20 protein-coding genes are annotated in these 20,717 nt (G+C 44.9%); 6 read left to right on the plus strand and 14 right to left on the minus strand.

Translation table 11 applies throughout. The annotated features are described in order from the left end of the window. Positions 1–81: 81 nt before the first annotated feature. The 4 genes from AC6RV6_RS10915 to AC6RV6_RS10930 all read right to left on the minus strand — a co-directional run bounded on the left by AC6RV6_RS10915 (position 82) and on the right by AC6RV6_RS10930 (position 3,726). Positions 82–906: an alpha/beta fold hydrolase gene (locus AC6RV6_RS10915; protein ID WP_500240869.1), complete on the minus strand. Its 825-nt coding sequence runs from the start codon at positions 904–906 to the stop codon at positions 82–84. A gap of 182 nt (positions 907–1,088) precedes the next feature. Further along, positions 1,089–1,841, minus strand: a complete 753-nt coding sequence (ftsE, locus tag AC6RV6_RS10920; RefSeq protein ID WP_500240870.1) for a cell division ATP-binding protein FtsE — start codon at positions 1,839–1,841, stop codon at positions 1,089–1,091. Positions 1,842–1,922: 81 nt separating this feature from the next. Next, positions 1,923–2,669: a WecB/TagA/CpsF family glycosyltransferase gene (locus tag AC6RV6_RS10925; RefSeq protein WP_500240871.1), complete on the minus strand. Its 747-nt coding sequence runs from the start codon at positions 2,667–2,669 to the stop codon at positions 1,923–1,925. A gap of 106 nt (positions 2,670–2,775) precedes the next feature. Continuing rightward, on the minus strand, positions 2,776–3,726 hold the full coding sequence (locus tag AC6RV6_RS10930; RefSeq protein ID WP_500240872.1) for a glycosyltransferase family 2 protein: 951 nt from the start codon (positions 3,724–3,726) through the stop codon (positions 2,776–2,778). Between the two features lie 292 nt (positions 3,727–4,018). Here AC6RV6_RS10930 and AC6RV6_RS10935 point away from each other — a divergent pair, with 292 nt between their 5' ends. Next, positions 4,019–5,956 carry a CHASE2 domain-containing protein gene (locus tag AC6RV6_RS10935; protein WP_500240873.1) on the plus strand — a complete coding sequence of 646 codons (1,938 nt, stop codon included), beginning with the start codon at positions 4,019–4,021 and terminating at the stop codon, positions 5,954–5,956. A gap of 95 nt (positions 5,957–6,051) precedes the next feature. On the opposite strand, the gene AC6RV6_RS10940 is transcribed toward AC6RV6_RS10935, so the two are convergent. Together AC6RV6_RS10940 and AC6RV6_RS10945 are read right to left on the minus strand one after the other, a co-directional pair. Beyond that, positions 6,052–7,440 (minus strand): ABC transporter substrate-binding protein, encoded by a 1,389-nt coding sequence (locus tag AC6RV6_RS10940; RefSeq protein WP_500240927.1) that lies wholly within the window; start codon positions 7,438–7,440, stop codon positions 6,052–6,054. A 98-nt stretch (positions 7,441–7,538) separates the two neighbouring features. Next, entirely contained in the window at positions 7,539–8,930 is a 1,392-nt protein-coding gene (locus AC6RV6_RS10945; protein ID WP_500240874.1) for an ABC transporter substrate-binding protein, read from the minus strand. Between the two features lie 217 nt (positions 8,931–9,147). On the opposite strand from AC6RV6_RS10945, the gene AC6RV6_RS10950 reads away from it, so the two are divergent. Beyond that, a complete protein-coding gene (locus AC6RV6_RS10950) occupies positions 9,148–9,720 on the plus strand; it encodes a Uma2 family endonuclease (RefSeq protein WP_500240875.1) in 573 nt (190 codons plus the stop codon). A gap of 78 nt (positions 9,721–9,798) precedes the next feature. Here AC6RV6_RS10950 and lipA read toward each other — a convergent pair whose 3' ends face one another. Further along, positions 9,799–10,701, minus strand: a complete 903-nt coding sequence (gene lipA / locus AC6RV6_RS10955) for a lipoyl synthase (protein WP_500240928.1) — start codon at positions 10,699–10,701, stop codon at positions 9,799–9,801. Between the two features lie 32 nt (positions 10,702–10,733). Between lipA and secG the strand changes: the two genes are divergently transcribed. Beyond that, a complete protein-coding gene (secG, locus tag AC6RV6_RS10960; protein WP_500240876.1) occupies positions 10,734–10,970 on the plus strand; it encodes a preprotein translocase subunit SecG in 237 nt (78 codons plus the stop codon). 365 nt (positions 10,971–11,335) lie between these two features. Here the strand turns inward: secG and AC6RV6_RS10965 are convergent, their stop codons facing one another. Further along, entirely contained in the window at positions 11,336–12,979 is a 1,644-nt protein-coding gene (locus tag AC6RV6_RS10965) for a high affinity choline transporter 1 (RefSeq protein ID WP_500240877.1), read from the minus strand. A gap of 396 nt (positions 12,980–13,375) precedes the next feature. Between AC6RV6_RS10965 and AC6RV6_RS10970 the strand changes: the two genes are divergently transcribed. Further along, the gene (locus AC6RV6_RS10970; RefSeq protein ID WP_500240878.1) at positions 13,376–14,761 is read left to right on the plus strand and encodes a serine/threonine protein kinase; all 1,386 of its coding nucleotides are present in this window, start codon (positions 13,376–13,378) and stop codon (positions 14,759–14,761) included. A 299-nt stretch (positions 14,762–15,060) separates the two neighbouring features. On the opposite strand, the gene AC6RV6_RS10975 is transcribed toward AC6RV6_RS10970, so the two are convergent. Both AC6RV6_RS10975 and AC6RV6_RS10980 read right to left on the minus strand, forming a co-directional pair. Continuing rightward, positions 15,061–15,936: an alpha/beta fold hydrolase gene (locus AC6RV6_RS10975; RefSeq protein ID WP_500240879.1), complete on the minus strand. Its 876-nt coding sequence runs from the start codon at positions 15,934–15,936 to the stop codon at positions 15,061–15,063. Between the two features lie 19 nt (positions 15,937–15,955). Then, complete coding sequence (locus AC6RV6_RS10980; protein ID WP_500240880.1) at positions 15,956–16,558, minus strand: glutathione S-transferase family protein; 603 nt, start codon at positions 16,556–16,558, stop codon at positions 15,956–15,958. A gap of 200 nt (positions 16,559–16,758) precedes the next feature. On the opposite strand from AC6RV6_RS10980, the gene AC6RV6_RS10985 reads away from it, so the two are divergent. Next, the gene (locus AC6RV6_RS10985; protein WP_500240881.1) at positions 16,759–17,283 is read left to right on the plus strand and encodes an SH3 domain-containing protein; all 525 of its coding nucleotides are present in this window, start codon (positions 16,759–16,761) and stop codon (positions 17,281–17,283) included. 53 nt (positions 17,284–17,336) lie between these two features. Here the strand turns inward: AC6RV6_RS10985 and AC6RV6_RS10990 are convergent, their stop codons facing one another. Further along, the gene (locus tag AC6RV6_RS10990) at positions 17,337–17,930 is read right to left on the minus strand and encodes a hypothetical protein (protein WP_500240882.1); all 594 of its coding nucleotides are present in this window, start codon (positions 17,928–17,930) and stop codon (positions 17,337–17,339) included. Between the two features lie 257 nt (positions 17,931–18,187). Here AC6RV6_RS10990 and AC6RV6_RS10995 point away from each other — a divergent pair, with 257 nt between their 5' ends. Then, positions 18,188–18,658 (plus strand): hypothetical protein, encoded by a 471-nt coding sequence (locus tag AC6RV6_RS10995; protein WP_500240883.1) that lies wholly within the window; start codon positions 18,188–18,190, stop codon positions 18,656–18,658. A gap of 38 nt (positions 18,659–18,696) precedes the next feature. Here the strand turns inward: AC6RV6_RS10995 and AC6RV6_RS11000 are convergent, their stop codons facing one another. The 3 genes from AC6RV6_RS11000 to cpeB all read right to left on the minus strand — a co-directional run bounded on the left by AC6RV6_RS11000 (position 18,697) and on the right by cpeB (position 20,650). Beyond that, positions 18,697–19,305 (minus strand): HEAT repeat domain-containing protein, encoded by a 609-nt coding sequence (locus AC6RV6_RS11000; protein WP_500240884.1) that lies wholly within the window; start codon positions 19,303–19,305, stop codon positions 18,697–18,699. A gap of 223 nt (positions 19,306–19,528) precedes the next feature. Continuing rightward, the gene (cpeA, locus tag AC6RV6_RS11005; protein ID WP_500240885.1) at positions 19,529–20,023 is read right to left on the minus strand and encodes a C-phycoerythrin subunit alpha; all 495 of its coding nucleotides are present in this window, start codon (positions 20,021–20,023) and stop codon (positions 19,529–19,531) included. Positions 20,024–20,095: 72 nt separating this feature from the next. Beyond that, positions 20,096–20,650 (minus strand): phycoerythrin subunit beta, encoded by a 555-nt coding sequence (cpeB, locus tag AC6RV6_RS11010; RefSeq protein ID WP_500240929.1) that lies wholly within the window; start codon positions 20,648–20,650, stop codon positions 20,096–20,098. Positions 20,651–20,717 lie beyond the last annotated feature (67 nt).

The raw sequence follows: 20,717 nt of genomic DNA on the forward strand, positions 1-20,717 counted from the left end.
GCAATATTTTCTCTTTTCTGAGAGAGAAGTGACTTTTCCGCAAGATTTCCCATTAATATCAGTTTTTGCAATTGCGAATTGTTATGATATGGAAACGGGAATGCCCGCAAATCCTTGAATTTCTCGGGCAGTATTGTCCGGCCAGCTTGCGATTAAGTTGGCATCGCCATTTTTCATGACGCGCAATTTAGCTTTGGCGATCGCTTTCGCATAAACTTTGCTTTGGGTAAGGTTGATGGCGAGATCGCGTCCCCCTTGTAAAATCAGGGTCGGTCGTCGGAACTCAGCGAGTTTCTGGTTCAAAAATTCTTGTTGAATTTCGGCGTAAGGGCGAGCGAAAAGCAGTTGACAAGTGGCGGGATGTGCTTCTAAAAGCGTGCGATGGTGGGAGAGTTCGTCAATTTTTGTCCGCAATCTCAACAATCCAGCCAAGGGGGCGATCGCTTTGAGAAAGCTAAAAAAGAAAGGAAGGCGATCGATTAATAACTTTTCCCAATCCCACCGTCCTTCTTGTCCTTCCACTTCCATTCCTTCAGGGGCAATCAAGACCAAACCTTGCAAGCGTTCCCCATATTTTGCCGCGTAACTGGCGGCGACCCAACCCCCCAAGGAATGACCGACGAGATAGGGACGTTCCAAGCGCAAGGCTTCGATGTACTCGGCTAAGCATTCAACTTGGAGGGCAATGGATTGATGAACGTCGGGAGATTTGGATTCACCACATCCCAATAAGTCGGGAGCAAAACAGTGATAGCGTTCTTCTAGGCGATCGATCGTCGGCAACCATTGACTGCTATCAGCATAAGCACCATGTAAGAAGATAATCGGCGTTCCCCGACCGACTTCGCGCCAAAATACTTGTCCTTGGGAAAGTTGAATGCGAGAGATTCGTAAAGGCGACTGCATCTAAAATCTAAAATTACGGCTGAGTTTGACTGGGTTTGGGGATGAAAAATTGATTTTGCCCCATGATGACACAATTTTTCTTCCAGATAAACGTCAAAATTTCGGGAAAATTTGCAGCTAGAGGTCAGAGGTTCGGGGTTCGAGAGTTAAGGAAAACGCCAAAACCCAATTCTTCCAACCCTTCACGGTTTTTTAACCCAGTACAAATGCCCCTGATGCAACTGTAAAATCGGGCATTCTGAGAGGGATGCCAATTGACGATCGTGAGTCGTAACAATAATTGTTGCACCGTAAGTATTGAGATTTTGTAAGGTTCGCAAGATTTGCCCGGCGTTTTCTACATCTAAATTCCCCGTCGGCTCGTCAGCCAATAAGAGAGGGGGCGTACCTACGATCGCCCGGGCGATGCTAACTCGTTGTTGTTCTCCTCCCGATAGGCGATCGGGGAAACAGTCGGCTTTATGGGAGAGTCCCACCATTTTCAGCGTCGGGAATAATCGCCGTTCGATTTCGCGTTGTCGCTTCCCTTGAGCTTGAAGAACGAAGGCGACATTTTCGGCAACCGTGCGATTGAGAATGAGCTTGTAATCTTGGAAAACGATCCCGATGTGCCGCCGGAATTTGGCGAGGCGATCGCCCTTGAGGCGATCGACATCACAACCATTGACGTAAACGCGCCCGGTACTGGGCAGTTCTTCTCCATACAGCAATTTTAAAAGGGTTGATTTTCCTGCTCCCGATGCCCCCGTGATAAAAATAAAATCTCCTCGCTTCAAATTCAAGTTCACATCTTGCAAGCAAGCCGTTCCATCGGCATACACTTTGGAAACATCCTGCAAGCGAACCATTACTTCTGTAGGAAGCGTTTTGCGGTGAAAGGCCGTTTGGCGTTCCCTTGTTTCTCGGGTAGATACTTTTTCTTTTTGCTCGAGCATTTTGGGGAATGTGAGGGATTTGGTGTGAGGGATTTTTCGCGATCGCTTTGAGTCGGTTTATTTTCCTCGCTTCTCTATCATTCAACCGACGAGGGCTCGCCAAGCAAAATGAGGTAAAACCAACATTCGCCGCCAGCGCCAAGGTTCTTTGTAAAGACGGTAAGACCATTCCAAGTTATTTTCGCGCAACCACAGGGGCGCTCTTGATTTGACTCCCGCCCAAATATCCAAACTGCCACCCACCCCCATCCAAATCCCTTGGGGACAAAGATGGCGATTTTCAGCAATCCAATACTCTTGGCGCGGAACGCCCAAGCCGACAAAAATTAATTTGGGTTGTTTTTCTTGCAATCGGACTAAAAATCTTTCTCGCTCCGAGTCTGTGAGATAACCGTGAGCGGTCATAGTCGAGAGATGGGGAAAGCGATCGCGCCAACTGCGGGCGGCTTGTTCGGCGACACCTGGAGCGCCGCCATAGAAAGCGATGGGATAGTTTTCCTGCTTTTGTCCGGCGATTTCCAGTAGAGAGGCAGCCAATTCGATTCCGGGACAGCGTTGTTGAAATTTTCGGCGCAAGCGCAGGTAAAAAACCACGCCGGCTCCATCGGGAATCACCAGATCGGCTCGGGCGATCGCTTCGGCCAGTTGAGGGTTGCTCTCGGCTTGCATGGCCATTTCTGCATTAAGTGTCACCACGTGAGTACCGCAATTTTGCAATAAGCGCGATCGCAGCCAACGGGTATAATCCTCGCACAAATGGACGGGTAACTGAAACACGGAGAATTGTTTGGGAATGTCCATCCCGTCCTCAATTCGTTGAACTGACATTGTTTGTCAATGTAAATTTAAACTCATTCCCAAAAACTATCCCATCCCGATCAGAAAAGCAAGGGATTTGGGGATTTGGCGTTTTCCCTAATCTCTAATCCTTGATTTATTTAAGTTTTAAATATTGAGAAAATGAGTAGACAGGGTGCTTTTTGAAGAAATATTTGTTGTAGAGAAGTTGCCAAGCCACTGAGGAAAAAGCCCCTTGCCAAAAAAGCCGAGAAGCACTGAAAAAATCTAATTGTTTGAGAGCAACTAAGCTCCAATGCAGTTGCAAATAAGATTCAATCTGCTTGATATTGGGGGTCTTGTCGAGATATTTGGGATGAATGAGAGCATAAATTTTTTGCTTGATTAAAATATGTGTTTTTAAGCGTTTGAGCAGGGAGATTTTTTGATTGTAACCGCCTTTCCAAAGGGTTCGATAGGCTAAACAACGATTAATAAAAACGGCATCCCCGAAGCGAGCCAGTTTAATCCACGAGTCGATATCATCAAAATTGGCATCAAAACTGGTATCCCAACCGCCCGATTGTACAAAGGCATCTCGACGAAAAGCAACTTGTACGGGGGTACCGAAGGGAACTTCTTCGATGAGCATCCCGCGATGGATATCTTCTTGAGGCAAATAACAAATCGTGCCGATGCCAACGGGGAGAGTTCGCGTTATTTCTTCTTCCTTCGCATTCACTTGCACGACCTGACAGGAACAAATTGCAGCTTGGGGGCGTAAAGCGATGGCCTCTTGCATGACCTCAAGGCATTGGGCATCGAGATAATCATCATCGTCTAAAGTTTTTACCCAATCTCCTGTCGCTCGGGCGACTCCAATATTCATGCTTTGGGAATGACCGCGATTGATTTCGTTACGATGATAGATAAATTTCCCCTCGGGCAGAGTTTGACAACAAGTTTCGAGATAATCTTGTGTCCCATCGTCAGAACAATCGTCAACAACAACAATCTCGCAGGGAATGGTTTGCGAGAGGGCAGTTTGAACAGCGCGTTGGAGTAAGGCGATGCGGTTATAAGTCGTAATGATAATACTGAATTTCATTCTTTGACTGGCAGTGAGAGAGAGGGAGTAAGATGAAAAAAATAGTAAAGTTATATTATCGTAGAAATTTATTTGACAATCGATCGCAATGGGGCAGATTCAAAAAGTTTTTCACTGTCTGACAATTCAGTTAATCCGACAAATCGCGATCGGTGCCAATTTGTTAATATTTATGTTAGAAATCCGGAAGCGATGAGGGATGCTCCGAACTCATTTTACTAGGAATTCATGATGGGTGTATTGAAGATTACAGCGAAGTCCTGTAGGGATTTCATCATTTTTCCGCGCGAATATGGAAACAAAATTATCAATGCTGTCTCGGTTGGCAAAACAGGTTCAAACCTCTTTTCCCGATCTAACGGGTGTTAAAGTTATTACTATTTCAGTTGCGATTGTCACCCTCAGTATGTTGGGTATACGACAGTTGGGGGGATTTGAAGGCATGGATCTTTCTTTGCACGATCGCATGGTGCGATGGAGCGATCGCCGCAACAGCGATCCGCGTTTGGTGTTCGTGACCATTACCGAAGAAGACTTGCGATCGCTGCAACAATGGCCGATTCCCGATCGCATTCTCGCAACGGTCCTCGCTCGCTTGCAATCGTTTCAACCCAGCGCGATCGGCTTGGATCTCTATCGCGATTTTCCCATCGAACCCGGTCACGCGGAACTGGTGGAGCAATTCCAAAAGCCCAATCTGATTACTATTCGCAGTATCGATGCCCTCGCGGGAACGCCGCCCCCTCCGGCTTCGCCACCGGATCAACACAGTTTTAACGATATCGCGATCGACCCCGATAGTGTTGCCCGTCGCAATCTCATGTTTGCTCAATCGAAGGATAGCGGCACTTTATTTTCTTTTTCCCTGCGTTTAGCCTTATTATATCTGGCGGATCGGGGGATCTCACCGCAAGCCAGTGAAGCCAATCCCGACTATATGCAGTTGGGGGATGAAGTTTTTTATCGCCTCGGTTCGACTTCAGGAGCTTATCGCAAGGTTGATGCCGCCGGATATCAAGTTTTCTTAAAATATCGCACCGCTCGAGAACTCGCCCGAGAGATTACCTTTACCGAGGTTCTCTCGGGAGAACTCGAGGCGGATTGGATTAAAGACAAAATCGTGTTAATTGGCAGTAGCGCTCCCAGTTTACAAGATCGGCTGCTCACCCCCTACAGTTCGATTTTATCGGGAGATGGCAAAATGCCCGGGGTGATCGTTCACGGTCAGATGGTCAGTCAAATTCTCGATGCGGCAACAGGTGAGCGACCTTTAGTTTGGTTTTGGCCGGAATGGGCGGAAATTCTCTGGCTGTTGGGGTGGAGTCTCTGCGGGGGGTTAATTGGTTGGCAATTTCGCCATCCTCTCTCTTTGAGTATTGCGGTAGGTTTGGGGTTGGGGGCATTGGGAGGCAGTTGTTTTGTTCTCTTTACCGCCTCGGGTTGGATTCCTCTTGCTGCGCCGGCTTTGGGATTTGCGATCGCGGTTGCTGTGGTGGTTACTTATCAATCCTATGAAGACCATCTGCGCCAGCAAATTGTCATGAAGTTGTTAGGGCAAAATACTTCTCCTGAAATTGCCGAGGCGCTTTGGCGGGGGCGGGATAATCTTCTCAAGGCGGGGAAGTTACCGGGGGTAAAATTAACGGCGACGCTGCTATTCTTGGATATTAAAGGGTTTAGTACGGTTTCTGAGAAAATGCCCCCCGAGGATTTGCTAGATTGGTTAAATGAGATTTTGGGTGCGATTACCCAAGAGGTTCTCTCGCGAGAAGGGATTGTGAATAAATTTACGGGGGATGGAGTCATGGCGGTTTTTGGCGTTCCCATGTCCCGGTTGTTAAAGGCAGAAGTCGAACTTGATGCCCAACATTCGGTGGAATGTGCCTTAGCGATCGCCGATCGCCTCGAGGAGATTAATCAGATGTGTCGCGATCGCTATTTACCGACGATTCAAATGCGAATTGGTATTTTTACGGGACCTGTCGTGGTGGGATCTTTGGGGGGCAAGGATCGTTTAGAATATGGCGTTTTAGGGGATACTGTCAACACGGCCGCCCGTCTCGAAGCCTGTAAAAAGGAACGCCAACCGACCGATTGTCGTATTCTCATTGCTAAAGAAACCCTCGTACACCTGCAAGATGTTTATGAGGTGGAATCTTGGGGGCCGGTTGCCCTGAAGGGAAAACAACAACTCATTGACGTTTATCGCATCGTTGGCTTGCACCAGTAGTCCCGATCGCACTGCTCTCAACCTCCCGAAAAAGTCAATTCTCTCTCTCGTGTTTCTCTGTGACTCTGTGGTTCATTTTCTGCATGCCATAACATTCATTGGATCGGTACGAAATCATAACCGAATCCCGATCGCTTCCCCCGTTCTACCTCTACTAATTGTACGGCTTGATTGCGATCGCCGGAAGGGAGAAAGCGAACGTCTCCCGTCGCTCCCGTGGCTTGAAACCGGGGATTCGAGAAAGCCTGTCGAATACCGTCTCGAGTCGGTTCTTGTTTTAAGGCCTCGATAAAAGCGCGAGTGGCATCGTAAGCCATTGCCGTGCGCCAATTCACATCTCCCCCCCACAACTGTCGCAATGTTTGGGGAAAGTTAGCCTCGGGATTGCCTAAAATATGCCAAGGGACGGCTAAAACCATGCCTCGGGAGTCGCCCCCGCGCTCTAGGATATCGGGCTTATAAGCGCTATCTCCTGCCAATATAGGTAAATTGCCTGCATTCGCCGTGACAACTGCCAGCATTTTTTGTAAAACCGCAGAATTCGGAGCCAGCATGAGAACTTCCGCCCCGCGATCGCTTGCTTCTCGCACCATTCTTCGCGCATCAAAATCCGGTGCAGAAAAGTCATATTCGCCGATAACTTCTCCGCCTTGTGCGAATAAATCCGTGGTAAAAACATCTTTAAGAGACTGACTGTAATTGCTCTCGGAATTAAAGAAAACCGCCGCTTTTTGTTGATTTAATTCCGAGAGTTGATATTTTGCCAAAGCACTGCCGGCAAAGCGATCGCTCGGGACGGTTCGGAAGATATAATTGCCCGCACTCGAGAGGGCAACGGAGGTACTTGTGGGAGAAATCATCGCTAATTTTCCTTGTTGATAAACCTCGGCGGCGGCGAGGGTTGTTCCACTGCCAAAATGCCCGACAACCCCCAAAATTTCGGGATTTTTCACAAATTCTGCTGCTACCGATCGGGCGATTTCCGCATCATTATCATCATTGGCGATCGCAACTTTTAAACCCACGCCATTAATCCCACCTTCTCGATTAATTTCATCTTGCGCTTGTGCGACTCCTCGCAGCATTTCTTTGGCCGCATTAACGCTGCTGCCAATGGGCATTGAGGCAACAATCGTATAAGATTTTCGGGTACCAATGCGAGCATTATTGAGATAAATGAGGGCTTCAGGATCGTTTTTTTTCGCGGTTAAAGCGGCTTCGAGTGCTTGAATGGCCTGTTGATAATCGCCTCGGGCGATCGCTTGGATACCCTGTTCTTTTGCAGGGGTGATTAACTCGGGAATGAGCATCGCTTCGCCGCGACTGAAACGGGTTGAGGGTTGTGTCGAGGCTGTTGGCGTTGAAGCCGGATCGGAGCGATCGCTCTGTTGAATTGTCTTGGCAAACCACAGTCCTCCCCCAATCACAACGGCTCCCGTTAACAAAAGAGCAGCAATTAAAGCAGAAGTATCATTTTTTTTCATGGGTGGTTTGTTGTTATTGAGTTGTAAATTATGGGTGATATTTTGTTTGCTATGAGTAAGGAGTTGAAAAAGTTTCATGGTTTTCTCTTGTTCGCTGTTTACTGAAGCGGGACAAATTCATAGTCAAAACTGGTTCGATTTCCGGGTTCGATCGCGACGAGTTGGACGGCTTGAGAGCGATCGCCCGAGGGTAAAAAGCGGATTGCTTGGGATGCTCCGGTTGCGAGAAAATTGCGATCGCTTAATGCTTGTTGCACTCCCTGACGGCTGGGATTTTGTTTTAAGGCAGCGATAAAGGCTTGGGTGGCATCGTAAGCCATTGCTGTGCGCCAACTGACTTCCCCGCCCCAAAGCTGGCTGGCAGTTTTGGGAAAATCGGCATCGGGATTGCCCAAAATATGCCACGGGACGGCTAAAACCATACCCACAGCATTTGCACCACCAATTTGTAAGGTTTTGGCGTGATAAGCACTATCTCCTGCCAATAGAGGCAGCGATCGCCCATTCGCACTCACGATTTGCAAGGTCGTATCTAAGGTTTCGGTATTGGACAATAACACTAAAACTTCTGCACCTTTATTCTTCGCTTCAGTGACCGAGTTGGCAGCATTAAAGTTACCCGAGAGGTCAAATTCTGCCACAACTTCTCCACCCTGCGTTAATAAATCCGTGCTGACCACTTCTTTGAGAGACTGGCTGTAATTGCTTTGAGAATTGTAAAAAATGGCGGCTTTTTGCTTGCCGAGGGTATTTAATTGATAGCGAACGAGAGCGCTTCCTGTAAAGCGATCGCTCGGGACGCTACGAAAAATATAATCGCCAACTCCCGATAACTTAACAGATGTACTCGTGGGCGAAATCATCGCCAAGCCATTTTCTTGATACACTTGCGCCGCCGCTAGGGTCGTATCGCTGCCAAAATGCCCCACGACTCCGAAAATATCCTGATTTTTAACCCATTCTTCCGCCACTTCTCGGGCGATTTCCGGGTTATTATCATCATTCGCGATCGCAATCTTTAACGGCGTACCGTTAATCCCACCTATTTTATTAATTTCATTTTGAGCCTGTGCGACCCCTCGCAATATTTCTTTGGCTGCATTGATACCGTTGCCGATGGGGACGGAAACAGCAAGAGTATAGGCTTGAGTGGTGGCGATTTTGGCGTTATTGAGATAAATTAAGGCTTCGGGATCGTTTGGGGCTATTTGTAGAGAAGCCTCGAACTGGGTTATCGCTTCAGTATAATTTCCGGCGGCTAATGCTTGTATTCCCGCTTGTTTTTGAGGGGATGTCGTATCGCTAACCAAAAGGCGATCGCCGAAACTCAAGCGCGTTTGCATTCCTTTTCCGACATTGGTAGCGATCGGCGTTTTCTCACTGCCACCGATTAAACCCGAATTATACGCCCACCATCCCCCGATCCCGAGGATCGCACCCGTAACGGCGAGAGAGAAAATGAGGATTTTTGTTTCTTTACCTTGAGACATGGCGATCGCAAACTATAAAAATTAATTGTTATGGGTAATAGTGATATTGTATTCGTCTTTTGTGGCCATAAAAACTCAGAAAAGGCTGCGATCGTCTGAGTTGCTGATGAGTGCGATCGTGAGTCTCTTCCTGCCAAAATCTTAGATCGATATGGGGAATTTATCGATTGTGAAAGTTTTTGTTACACTTAAATAAAAGTTGAACTCGGAAAAATCCATGATTGCAAGCAAAGATTGCCTCTATGTTTCTCCGGAAGATTATTTAACAGGAGAAAGAGTTAGCCCGATTAAACACGAATATCGCGATGGAGAAATTTATGCAATGGTTGGAGCCAAAAATTCCCATGTTATTATTGCAGGCAATATCTTTGCACTTTTAAGAAGTCATATGCGCGGTTCTGGATGTATCACTTTTATTTCAGATACCAAAGTACGAATCGAAACAACCAATTCGTATTATTATCCCGATGTTTCTGTCTCCTGCAACGAACGAGATACAACTTCTCTCGAAGATTTTATTCACTTTCCTGTTTTGATTATTGAAGTATTGTCTCCGAGTACGGAAGCCTTCGATCGCGGTGAAAAATTTGCCGATTATCGAACGTTAGATAGCTTACAAGAATATGTTTTAATTCGCCAAGATCGCATCAGTGTTGAATGTTATCGACGCAATTCTCAAGGTCGTTGGGAACTCTATGCTTATACCGAAGGACAAGAAATTGAGTTAGCCAGCGTAAACTTTAGTTGTGCGATCGCTGCCTTATACGAAGACGTTCCGGGAATTTTATAAATGTATCATGGGTGAAAATACTAAAAAGTTATTGGCTTTATCAATCCTACAAACTCCTCTATTTTAGGATAAATAGTTTCAATCAATGTTTCTTGGATATTTTTCCATCAATTTACGAACTTCCTCGGCATGATAAGAACTACGAGTTAAAGGCGAAGAAACCACCTGTAGAAACCCGATCGCTTCCCCATATTCTCCCCATCCATCAAACTGTTGAGGCGTAACAAATTCTTTTACGCCGAGATGTTTCTGAGACGGCTGTAAATATTGTCCGATGGTGAGAATATCGCAATCAACTCCTCGCAAATCTTTCATCGTTTCTCGTACTTCTGCATCGGTTTCCCCCAACCCCACCATAATTCCCGACTTGGTATAAACCCAAGGGGCAATTTGGCGCGTGCGTTGCAGGAGTTCGAGCGATCGCGGATAATCTCCCTGCGGGCGTACTCGACGATACAAGCGAGGAATAGTCTCTGTATTGTGATTCAAAACTTCCGGTCGGGCAGCCAATATCATTTCTAAAGCCTCCCAATTGCCGCATAAATCGGGAATAAGCACCTCAATTGTAGTTTTAGGGCTAATTTTACGAATTTCCTCGATACAGCGCTGAAATTGACTTGCACCACCATCCGAGAGATCGTCTCGATTAACGGAAGTAATAACAACGTGATTTAAGTTCAAGCGATGCACTGCCTCGGCTAATCGTAAGGGTTCCGTGGGATCGAGTGCTTGCGGTTTCTTCTCGAAATCAATATCGCAATAGGGACAAGCACGGGTACAAGCCGGACCCATAATCAAAAAGGTCGCCGTCCCTACATTGAAACATTCGCCAATATTGGGACAAGATGCTTCCTCGCACACCGTATTCAGCGCTAAATCCCGTAAAATCTCTTTGACGCTGCCCACGCGTTGCCATTGGGGAGCTTTGACTCGTAACCATTCCGGCTTAACAACCACAATTCGCTCTTTCTCGACTAAAATGTTCCTATTGTAACCAAATATAGAGATTTTGCATGAATATTGTTCAAATCGTTCAACTCGTTTGGGCGCTATCTGCCCTATTTTTAATTATCCTCGTCTTGCTGCATTCTCCCAAGGGGGACGGAATTGGCGGAATTGGCGGACAGGCGCAACTCTTCACCAGTACGAAAAGCGCTGAAACCACTCTCAACCGAGTGACATGGATGCTAAGTATTATTTTTATGAGTTTGACGGTGGTTTTGGCAGGGGGTTGGTTAGTTGCTGGATAATTTGGCAAAATTGCCGGAAAATTGGTAAGTTTTGGCGATCGCATTCCTGATAGTTAAGGTGCGATCGCTTCTTCGTTGAGTTTTGCCTTCAATTTAGATTGTCTGCCGAAGTCCATCAATGACAAATAATACACATCCAGCAGTAAAGCAAACACAACCTGATAAATAGAGTAAAGAACGAAAAGATATCTTTTTGCGAACAGCAATCAAAGAATCTATCATAAAAAAGATACATCCTACTAAAAATAATTCACTCCCAATTAAATATAAATTCATATCTAAAATGCACTAAAAAAACGAGAGGGGAGGAGATTTTTCTCCTCCCTATTTTACCGTTGCGTTATAGATCGAGTTAAGTTCAATTGCTAAGATTGGATTTCTTCGGTTTCAAGGTCAGAAATTGTTGTATTGGCAGGGTGTAAAGGCATGCTGGGACACTGCTTTTGGGTTGCCCTCGAAACAATAATAATGGTGATTAATCCACAGAGCATTGCCAATGTTTTAAAAGGAAATAATACCACTCCTGCATCATCAATCATCGGATAAGGCAATAAGCGAGGAATATGTAAAGCAGGTTCTCCTCCCCCAAAACGAAGGATGAATGAGACGACAAATCCGGCGATCGCGCCATAAGTATTGGCTTTTTTGTCAAACAAAGCCGTTACAAATTGAGGAAACAAAATCGTATAGACAAAATCCGAGCATAAATACCAAAGGACATAAATACTGTTCACCGTCAATGCCATCATGATTGCAGCGATGCCAATACCCCAAAGACCCCATTTAATCACTGTTGCGATCTCCCGCGATTCGGCTTGGGGTTTAATTAGAGGACGATAAACATTCCACGCAAACAAAGAAGAAGAAGAGAGTAAAGCAGAATCTACAGAAGACATTACCGCCGCTGCGATCGCACCTAAAGCAATTGTAGCCACAATGGGATTAGTGAGATAGCGAACTACATAAGGCAAAATTAAAGCTGCTTCTGCGGGTGGGTTAACCCCAAAATCCGTCCAAGATGCGACATCTCCAATTACCCCGATCGCGATCGCAGGAATGGCAGCCGCAAGACTCACAAATCCTGCCACAATAGATAACCACATGGCAGTATTTTCATTTTTTGCCGCTAATACCCGTTGGAAATAAACTTGCCAAGGAATGCCACCAAAAACAATCAATAAAGCCGTGTCCCACCATTGCCAATAATAGTTTCCCCATTCTGGATATTTCCAAGCATCAATGGGCGGGAGAAGATTACTTAAAATGCCTTTATTTTCCTGATATGTCGTCCATGCTACATCCCATCCTCCCACATTTGGAAGTGCAAAAGGAATTACGATGAGTAAGCCTACAAATAATAAAATGAGTTGCAGGATATCGGTTAGAGCAACTGCCCACAGTCCCCCTAATGTTGTATAAGCAATAGAGACCAAACCAGAAATGATGATAGCAGTAGAAGAATTAAGTCCTAATACTGTTCCAAATGTAGTGCCTAATGCCGTTAGAATAGCCGCACTCCAAAAAATCTCTGCACTTAAAGCTGGAAGAAAAAGCAGCGCAGCCATCTTTTTACCGTAGCGCATTTCTAAGGGATCGAGCAGGGTTGTAAACTCGTAACGCCGCATTTTACGCGCAAAAAATACTCCACCCACAAATAAGCTCAAAGCATAACACCAAGGCGGTTGTACCCAAGTTAAACCGAAAGCACTGGTAGATTCGGCGGTACCATTAATATAGCCCCCTCCAATCCATGTGGCGCTCATGGTGAATATAGCAATCCACAAGGGCATATTCCTGCCCGCTAGCATTAAATCTTCGGACTTTTTGGTACTTCCCAAACGGCTGGCAGCAGAGCCGATATAGAACATCAGGCCATAAAAAAGCATCATGGCAAAAAATCCCGACCAGTAAACCTGTCCGGAAGTAAATCGCAGGATAATACCGGTGAGAAATAATATGCTCACTAATGCAATTGTTGGGATAAAAGAAGGATAAGTTCGTTCGCTCATACTTAATTTTTAACTTGTGTATCCTAATCAACATGGATGAGTTGAGATAAATCTCCTCAATACCACTACGCGCTTATAGTAACTTTTAATGATGATTTACGATCGCAATTTGGGTTAGAGCTCTAAAATTTCGGTCTATTGTGGTCTGTGGCGATTGAGGTTGTTGAGACAGAATTATTGAAATTTGAGATGGCAGCAGCAAATGATCCCAATGGCTTAATATTTTGGGAATAGAGCTAAATTCTCCGACTATTCACTATCAGTTGAACCTGCCTTAATCTGCCTTAGCTTGTATTGAACCCGATCGCGAATATCTGCGATAATACAAGTATCGATTCAGTTCACTTGCATTTTTGCAAGACCTGCTTATTTTTCGCATTCAGTAAGGAGAAGAATATGGATGCGTTACAACTCCATCATCAAGGCGAAATTATTAGCGATCGCTATCAAATTGTCACTCCTCTAGGACAAGGAGGAATGGGAACGACTTACGCTGCTGTCGATCTCGAAAACCATCAGCGTGTTGCTGTCAAAGCTGTCTCTCTACGTCAAGTCCAAGATTGGAAAATTGTCGAATTATTCGAGAGAGAAGCCAAAGTTCTCGCCACTCTCAAACATCCCGCAATTCCCAAATACCTGAATTACTTTCATTGCGATACGGAAAGCGATCGCTATTTCTATCTTATTCAAGAGTTAGTAGAAGGGGAATCTCTTGCAGCTTTAATTAATCGAGGTTGGAAGTTAAGCGAAAAACACGTCAAGTATATCGCCACGCAAATTCTCGAAATCCTCAGATATTTACATTCTTTGCATCCTCCCGTCATTCATCGGGATATTAAACCGCAAAATATTATCGTTCGTCCTGATGGCAAAGTGTACTTAGTAGACTTTGGTGCGGTGCAAGAAGTTTATCGCAATACTTTGAGTTTTGGGGGGACATTTGTGGGAACAATGGGATATATTTCCCCGGAACAATTTCGTGGAAAAGTGATTCCCGCTTCGGATTTGTATAGCTTGGGTTGTACATTGCTATTCGTTTTAACTCGGCGATCGCCAACAGATTTACCCCAAAAACGGATGCGCTTTGATTTCCGCGATCGCCTGTCTCTCTCATCAGCATTCGCTGATTGGTTGGAGAAAATGGTCGAACCAGCTAAAGAAGATCGCTTTTTATCCGCAGACACAGCACTGCAAGCATTACACCAAAAATATGCCCTTAGCGTTGCCAAAAAAGCACCCTTAAAAACAGATTATCGCTTTCGCAGAATTCGCAAACCGCTAAATACGAGAGTGATTCTCGCCCGTAGCGATCGCAATTTTTCTGTTACCATTCCCCCAGTCATTGAATTCCCTCAATTCAATTTTTTTAAATCTGACGATGTTGCATTAACTACAAAAATTATTATCGGTGGGATCGGGATATTTTTATCAGGTCTACTAATAATTTTCAGTTTCACTTTGATTTTCTTTATTGCCATTCCGATCGGTTTAGCACTGCTTTATTGTTTATGTCGGAAAATCGAGCTAAGCATTAATCCAGAATCCTTTTCAATTACTGAATCAACTCCTCATCATCAATCTCAGACAACAGGACAAACTCGAGATATTACCTTTGTTGAGATCGGAGATGTCAGATCGAAAAATGGAACGAGTTTTTATTGTGCCATTTGGGAAGGAAATAAAGAACGAAAAATGGGTGAAATGTTAAGCAGACCGGAATTAGTTTGGATTGTTGAAGAAATTTCCGATTTTCTCGAAGGATTGCAAAAACAAGTTGTCTAATCTGAGGAGTAATAATACATCTTCATTGCAACAATCATTCAATCTTGTTAACTTGAGGAAATTTAACTATCCTATTTCGTAGGAGTCTTCGCGATTTCTACGAAATATCAATTTTCCCCACAATTGAAGCGCTAATGGATAGCTTACACGAAAAAGGAGAAATTATCGGCGATCGCTATCAAATCGATTTCAATCTGCGTGAGATGCCTTAGAAATATTAGTCAGAGATTTAGCAAAATGATTTGAAATGGATGTGAGTTTGAAATAGTATGGATTTATACATCAAAAGAAATATTAACTCAACCTTCAGAATAACCAAGAAATTCTAAGATATGCTGATTCACCAACTTCGGCTGTTCTTGTTGTACCCAATGACTGCACTTCGGGATGTAATGAATGGTAAAATCGCGAACGTAGGCTTCTGTTCCATAGGTTAACTCTTTGCCTAATGTCTTATCTTCCTCTCCCCAAATCATCAAAGTTGGCATTTTTAATATTCCTCGTTTGCGTTCGCGCAGTAAATCCGGTAAAATATTTCGATAATAATTCAACATGGCTGTTAATGCTCCCGGTTTTGCCATTGCATCTTTATAAACCGCAATATCTTCTTGGCTAAACGTTGTTTTATCGATCGCCATATCCTGAAATGTCTGAGCAATGACTTCATAATCATTCCACTGAAACGCGAACTCGGGTAAAAAAGGCAGTTGAAACGCCAAAATATACCAACTTCGCAACATTTGTTGAGGATTACTGCGTAAACTTTCGCCAAATTTTGCCGGATGGGGCATATTTAATACCATTAATTTCTTGACCATCTCCGGGTATTCGTAAGCAAATTCCCAAGCGATGAATCCTCCCCAATCATGTCCGGCTAAAATACATTGGCGATGTCCCAATGCTCTCATCATACCGCGTACATCCCCAAGGAGTTCTTTCAAGCGATAGGCTTCTTTGCGATCGGGTTTATCGCTATCGTTATAGCCTCGCATATCGACAGCAACAACTTGATAATATTTCGCTAATTCGGGAAGTTGATAGCGCCAAGAATACCAAAATTCAGGAAATCCATGTAAGAGTAAGACTAAATCCCCTTTTCCTTGTGTGACATAATGAAGTTTAACTCCATTCGCTGTGAGAAATTGATGCTGCCAAGATCCATTTAAAACAGACATAAATTAATGCAAATTGCAACTATTCTTTAATACTAATATATTTGGGTTGTGCTTTAATGCGTTCGATCCATGTTAAAATATTAGGAAACCCAGACAGATCGAAGCCACCTTCATCGGCAACATGAGTGTAGGCAAATAAAGCAATATCGGCAATCGTATAGCAATTTCCCACAAAGAATTCGCGATCGCTTAAATGCTTATCCATTACTTGCAATGCTGCATAACCCGGTTCGCGTTTTTGCTCGAGTTGTTCGCGATATTCTTCGGGTTTTCCGAGTAGGGATATCCAATAACGAGAGGTAGCGATATAAGGTTCGTGACTATACTGTTCAAAAAACAACCATTGCATCACTTGCGCCCGTTGAAAGCGGTCTTCTGGAAAAAATTGTGTGTCTTCGCTCAGATAAAATAAAACAGCGTTTGATTCGGGTAAAAATTGCCCGCTTTCTATTTCGATTACAGGAACTCTGCCGTTAAGATTCTTGTCTAAAAATTCTGAGGTTCGGCTTTCTTTTTTGAAAATATCAATTTCAATTTTTTCAAAAGGAATATCCAGTTGCGTTAAGAGCAAACGAATTTTATAACAATTTCCAGAAGGTTGAGATTGATAAAGTTTCAGCATGATGAATTAAAGAGCTATTTTACGCTTAAAGAGAACAAGGGAAGCAAAATACTATTGTCTTATTAATATCGGTTAAAAAGTCCTCAATGGCAACCCATTCTCGATGAGACTAAAGGCGGAGAGACAGACAACTGAGCGAAAGATTGCGATCGCACTGATTGAGACCTAATACAATGAGGAAGGCGAAACCAAGAGAAATTATGAAACTCAGAAAAACGGGAAAACAAGCGATCGCCGCGATCGCCTTGATGGTTTTATCGCTGTTGGGATTAAAAACAGCCAGCGCGATCGCTCCTTCAGAATCCCTCTCTCGCGATCTGCACTTGAGCCAGCAAAACTGCCCCGATCCGCAATTTTATGCGAGAGTGATTACCGAAAGCGATCCCTTGAGCGTGCGATCGACTCCTAACGGGGACTCTATCGGTTCAATTCCCAAAGGATGGGCTGTTGTGACCAAAGGAAAAGACTCAACCGGAAGCTGGACCCACGTCACCAGTCACTTTGGCAATATCGGCTCTTTTGGATTTGGTAATGCTCCCAATTTTCGCGAGGGTTGGGTGTCTACTCGGTTTCTCAGACCCTTGGGACGCTATTGCTATAAACCAACAGCGCTTTTAAAACTACCCAGCCTTTTATTTGGCGGGTCTTCTGTTACGGTGCAGGAAGATTGGACGCGACGAGGCGATCGCTTAAGCACTTCCCAGCAAAAACAAGACCTTGCTTAAATAAAAAAGGGATGCGATCGCATCCCTTAAACTTAATCTCTCAAAAGAGAAACTTACCATAAACCAGGAACCGGAGCGAGAATGGGAGGCTCGGGTGCTGGGGCAAGGGCAGGAAGAGTGGCGGGACGGGTTGCGAGTTCGTCGAGTTCCCTCCAGAGGGCAGCAATACGCTCGTTCAAAGGAATTTCGGGTTCGGGGTCTGCGTAAATCACGCCATAGTGAATGGGCCTGTAACAAGCAGGATTAACATTATTAACGCAAACAAACCCTTTGCGAGTTTCTTCAGTCACTTCATAGAGAGGTGTGGGAACTTTGTGAGAACCGAGATCGAAGTCTTCGAGAACTTCTCCGGTGCATTCTTCGTTGGGGTTATTAATGCAGATAAAACCTTTGCGAACGAGATCCCATGCGCCCAAGCTGTAGAATTGATTCATGCTGGTTAAAGGATCGTATTCTTCGCCTGTCAAAGAATAATCAAAATCTGGAAGATGACCGTCAGCGATGAGAAAAGAATCTTGTGTTGTTGCTGCGGCTTCTGTTAAGTTGGTTTCTGCGATCGCTGCGGGTGCGGAAAACGCCAGCCCCATTGCGGCAACGCCGGCCAAGCCGATCGCTTTTTTCAAGGAATTGTGAAACTGTACGCGCATCTTATCCTTCGGTGAGTTTTTAGTCAAAGAAATACAGGATTCTCGATCCTGTCACAGACACAGTATAGGGCAATTTTTTTGCAACGCACCCTATTGAGGGCAAAACAATCATTTTTCCTTTATTTTTGCTTTATTCTATCGGCAAGAAATTTTGGCGATCGCTGTTGTCAATCTCGTTTCTGGTGTTTTTGCGGTTGTGGGACGACCATCTGGAGAAATTCGCTAGAATTTTCTTAGATTTTCATTTCTGAGAACCCATGAAAAAACGCAATCGCCCTGACTCTCTTCTCGCTCAACTCTGTTTGTTCTTGGTTTTAATCACTTTTTCCTTACAAGGAGGTTGTGCGTCTAATGTCGAGAATACAACCTCTCCAGATTCCGACCTGTCTCTATCCCAATCCTCTCCGCAAGAGATTGGTACGACTGAAGCAACGCGAATTCCCGCAATAGTCGAAACGGTTGAAGTCAATATTATCGAGTCCCTTCCTCTGCAACTGAGCCTTGCAGTAACGGGACAATTTCAAGATGGTTGCGAAGCTCCTTTAAAAATGGAACAAAAACAAGAGGGCGATCGCATTACGATCGCTCTTTATCGAGAACTTCCTGTCGATACTCTCTGTCCACAAGTTATCGTTCCCTTTCAAGAAACCGTTCCCTTAGAAGGTGACTTTGCAAGTGGAACTTATACCCTTGATGTGAATGGGATAATCATGGAAAAGAAAATCTAGAGAATTCATTACCGGATTGCGATCGCTTTGCAATTCCGTCACCCTCTCGCCGCATTTTTGACCATATCAAACCGAGATAAAGCACTGGTCGCGATTTCCCGCACGTAAGTGTCCAGCGATTCATCATTGGCCAATTCTGTTAAGGTTTCCTTGGCTTTGTCCTCGGGAATAGAGCCGATCGCATTAGCAACAGCAACAGCAACTGCCACATTTTCCGTTGTTTTTACCGCTTCCACTAATATATCTAACGCCAGAGAACCCACTGCACCTAAAGCCATGGCCGCCGCAATATGAACTACGGGATTAACATCCCTCAACGCTGTTTTTAAAGCCTGCAAACCCAATTCTGGGAAAGCTTCATCGGGATAGTTCACGGCAACCTGTGCGAGAGCTTTCGTACAACTGGCGCGAATGGTTGCATTATCATTATTTTGTAAAGAATCGACTAGAAAAGGGACTGCATCCATGCCAATCACTCCGAGGGTTTTCACTGCCGATCGCCGGTAGGTCATATCTTCTTCTTCTAATAACCCCATCAGGTGCGGAATAGTTTTCTCGTCGCGGGTTTCAGCAATTTCCCGCATGGCTCGAGTTCTTAAATTAGGATTAGGGTGCTTGAGTTGTGCAAATAAAGCATTATTGGTCATAACTTAGTCTTTCCTTTCGACTGAGATGATAAATATATCGCGACTCGAGATGCGATCGCAAAGTTGGGCGCAAATCTCGAATTTGCACCAAAAAACCAAAGGGATTCTCGATCGTTGACTCAACCCAATACAGGCAAAGCAATCGATAGAGAATCCCTTCAAATCACTCGTTACAGTTCCACCCTAAAATTAGCATCTAAAATCAGGACAGGAAAACTGAATCCTATGATAAGGAGTTAATAACATAGTCAACGAGAGCATTGTACTCGAGCAGAGCTTGAGCAGACATATCGCGAGGAACGCAACCGCGATCGCGGATGAAGCTCAGTGCTGCAACATAAGGAGCGGTAGGCAGACCCAAAGCACGATAAACTTCACGCTGACCGGCAATTCCCCATTCGTCGAGAGGACCAGTACCACCAACAACCAAAGAGTAGTTGACAAAGCGCATGTAGTGCTTAATGTCGCGGAGGCACTTAGTTTTGAAGGTATCGGTAGAGTTAGCTTCACCAGCATTGTTCAAGTAAGGATACTTGCGGATACAAGCGTCATAGCCTTCTTGAGCAACAGCATCAAGGTTACCAGCGAGCTTTTCAGCAGCTTCTAAACGAGCGCCAGCGCGTTGGATGCTACCTTGAACGGATTCTAAATCCGAAGAGCTAGGGAAGCGGCCTGCTGCATCTGCAGCCGTAACAACGGTGGTAATAACAGATTTCATTGTTTTGTTTATCTCCAGACTGTATTCGATCGGGTTTTAATTGAAGTTGTCTTAGCTAATGGCGTTTTGCTGTTAGCTGAGAGCAGCAACAACGCGGTCGAAGTAGCCAGCACACTCGGAAGCGATCTCAGAGCAGTCGCCTTGAGGAGTGTCCATTTTGCGATACTTAGCACCAGCTTGTGCTTCGGTGTTGGTTCCGTTGATGTGAGCAACACAAACAGCTTTCATGATGCCAACTGCGCGAGCATTAGAGGTAGCGGGGACGCCTAATGCACTATAGGTTTCTTTTAAACCATTTAAGCAGCGATCTTCGAGAACAGAAGCATCACCAGCCAACAAAGCGTAGCTAACATAGCGCAGGATGATTTCGCCATCACGCAAGCAAGCAGCCATGCGACGGTTGGGGTAGCAGTTTCCGCCTGCTTGAATCAAACCGGTGTTTTCGCAAATCATGCCAGCGATCGCATCGGAAACGCAGCAGCTTGCATTGCTAGCAACAGCGTTAACAGCGTCAAGACGCTTATTTCCCGCAGCGATGAAGCCACGGAGAGCGGCTAATTCTTCGCCACCAATACAAGCGGATTTAGTGTCTGCGGTTACTACCGCTCTCGAGAATGCATCTAACATTCGATTCTCCTCGTTAATTGCAACAAGTTTTTTTATATTGGGATGAATGCAAATTTGGGCTTGCCTC

The sequence above is a fragment of the Spirulina sp. LEGE 11439 genome, assembly GCF_059821285.1.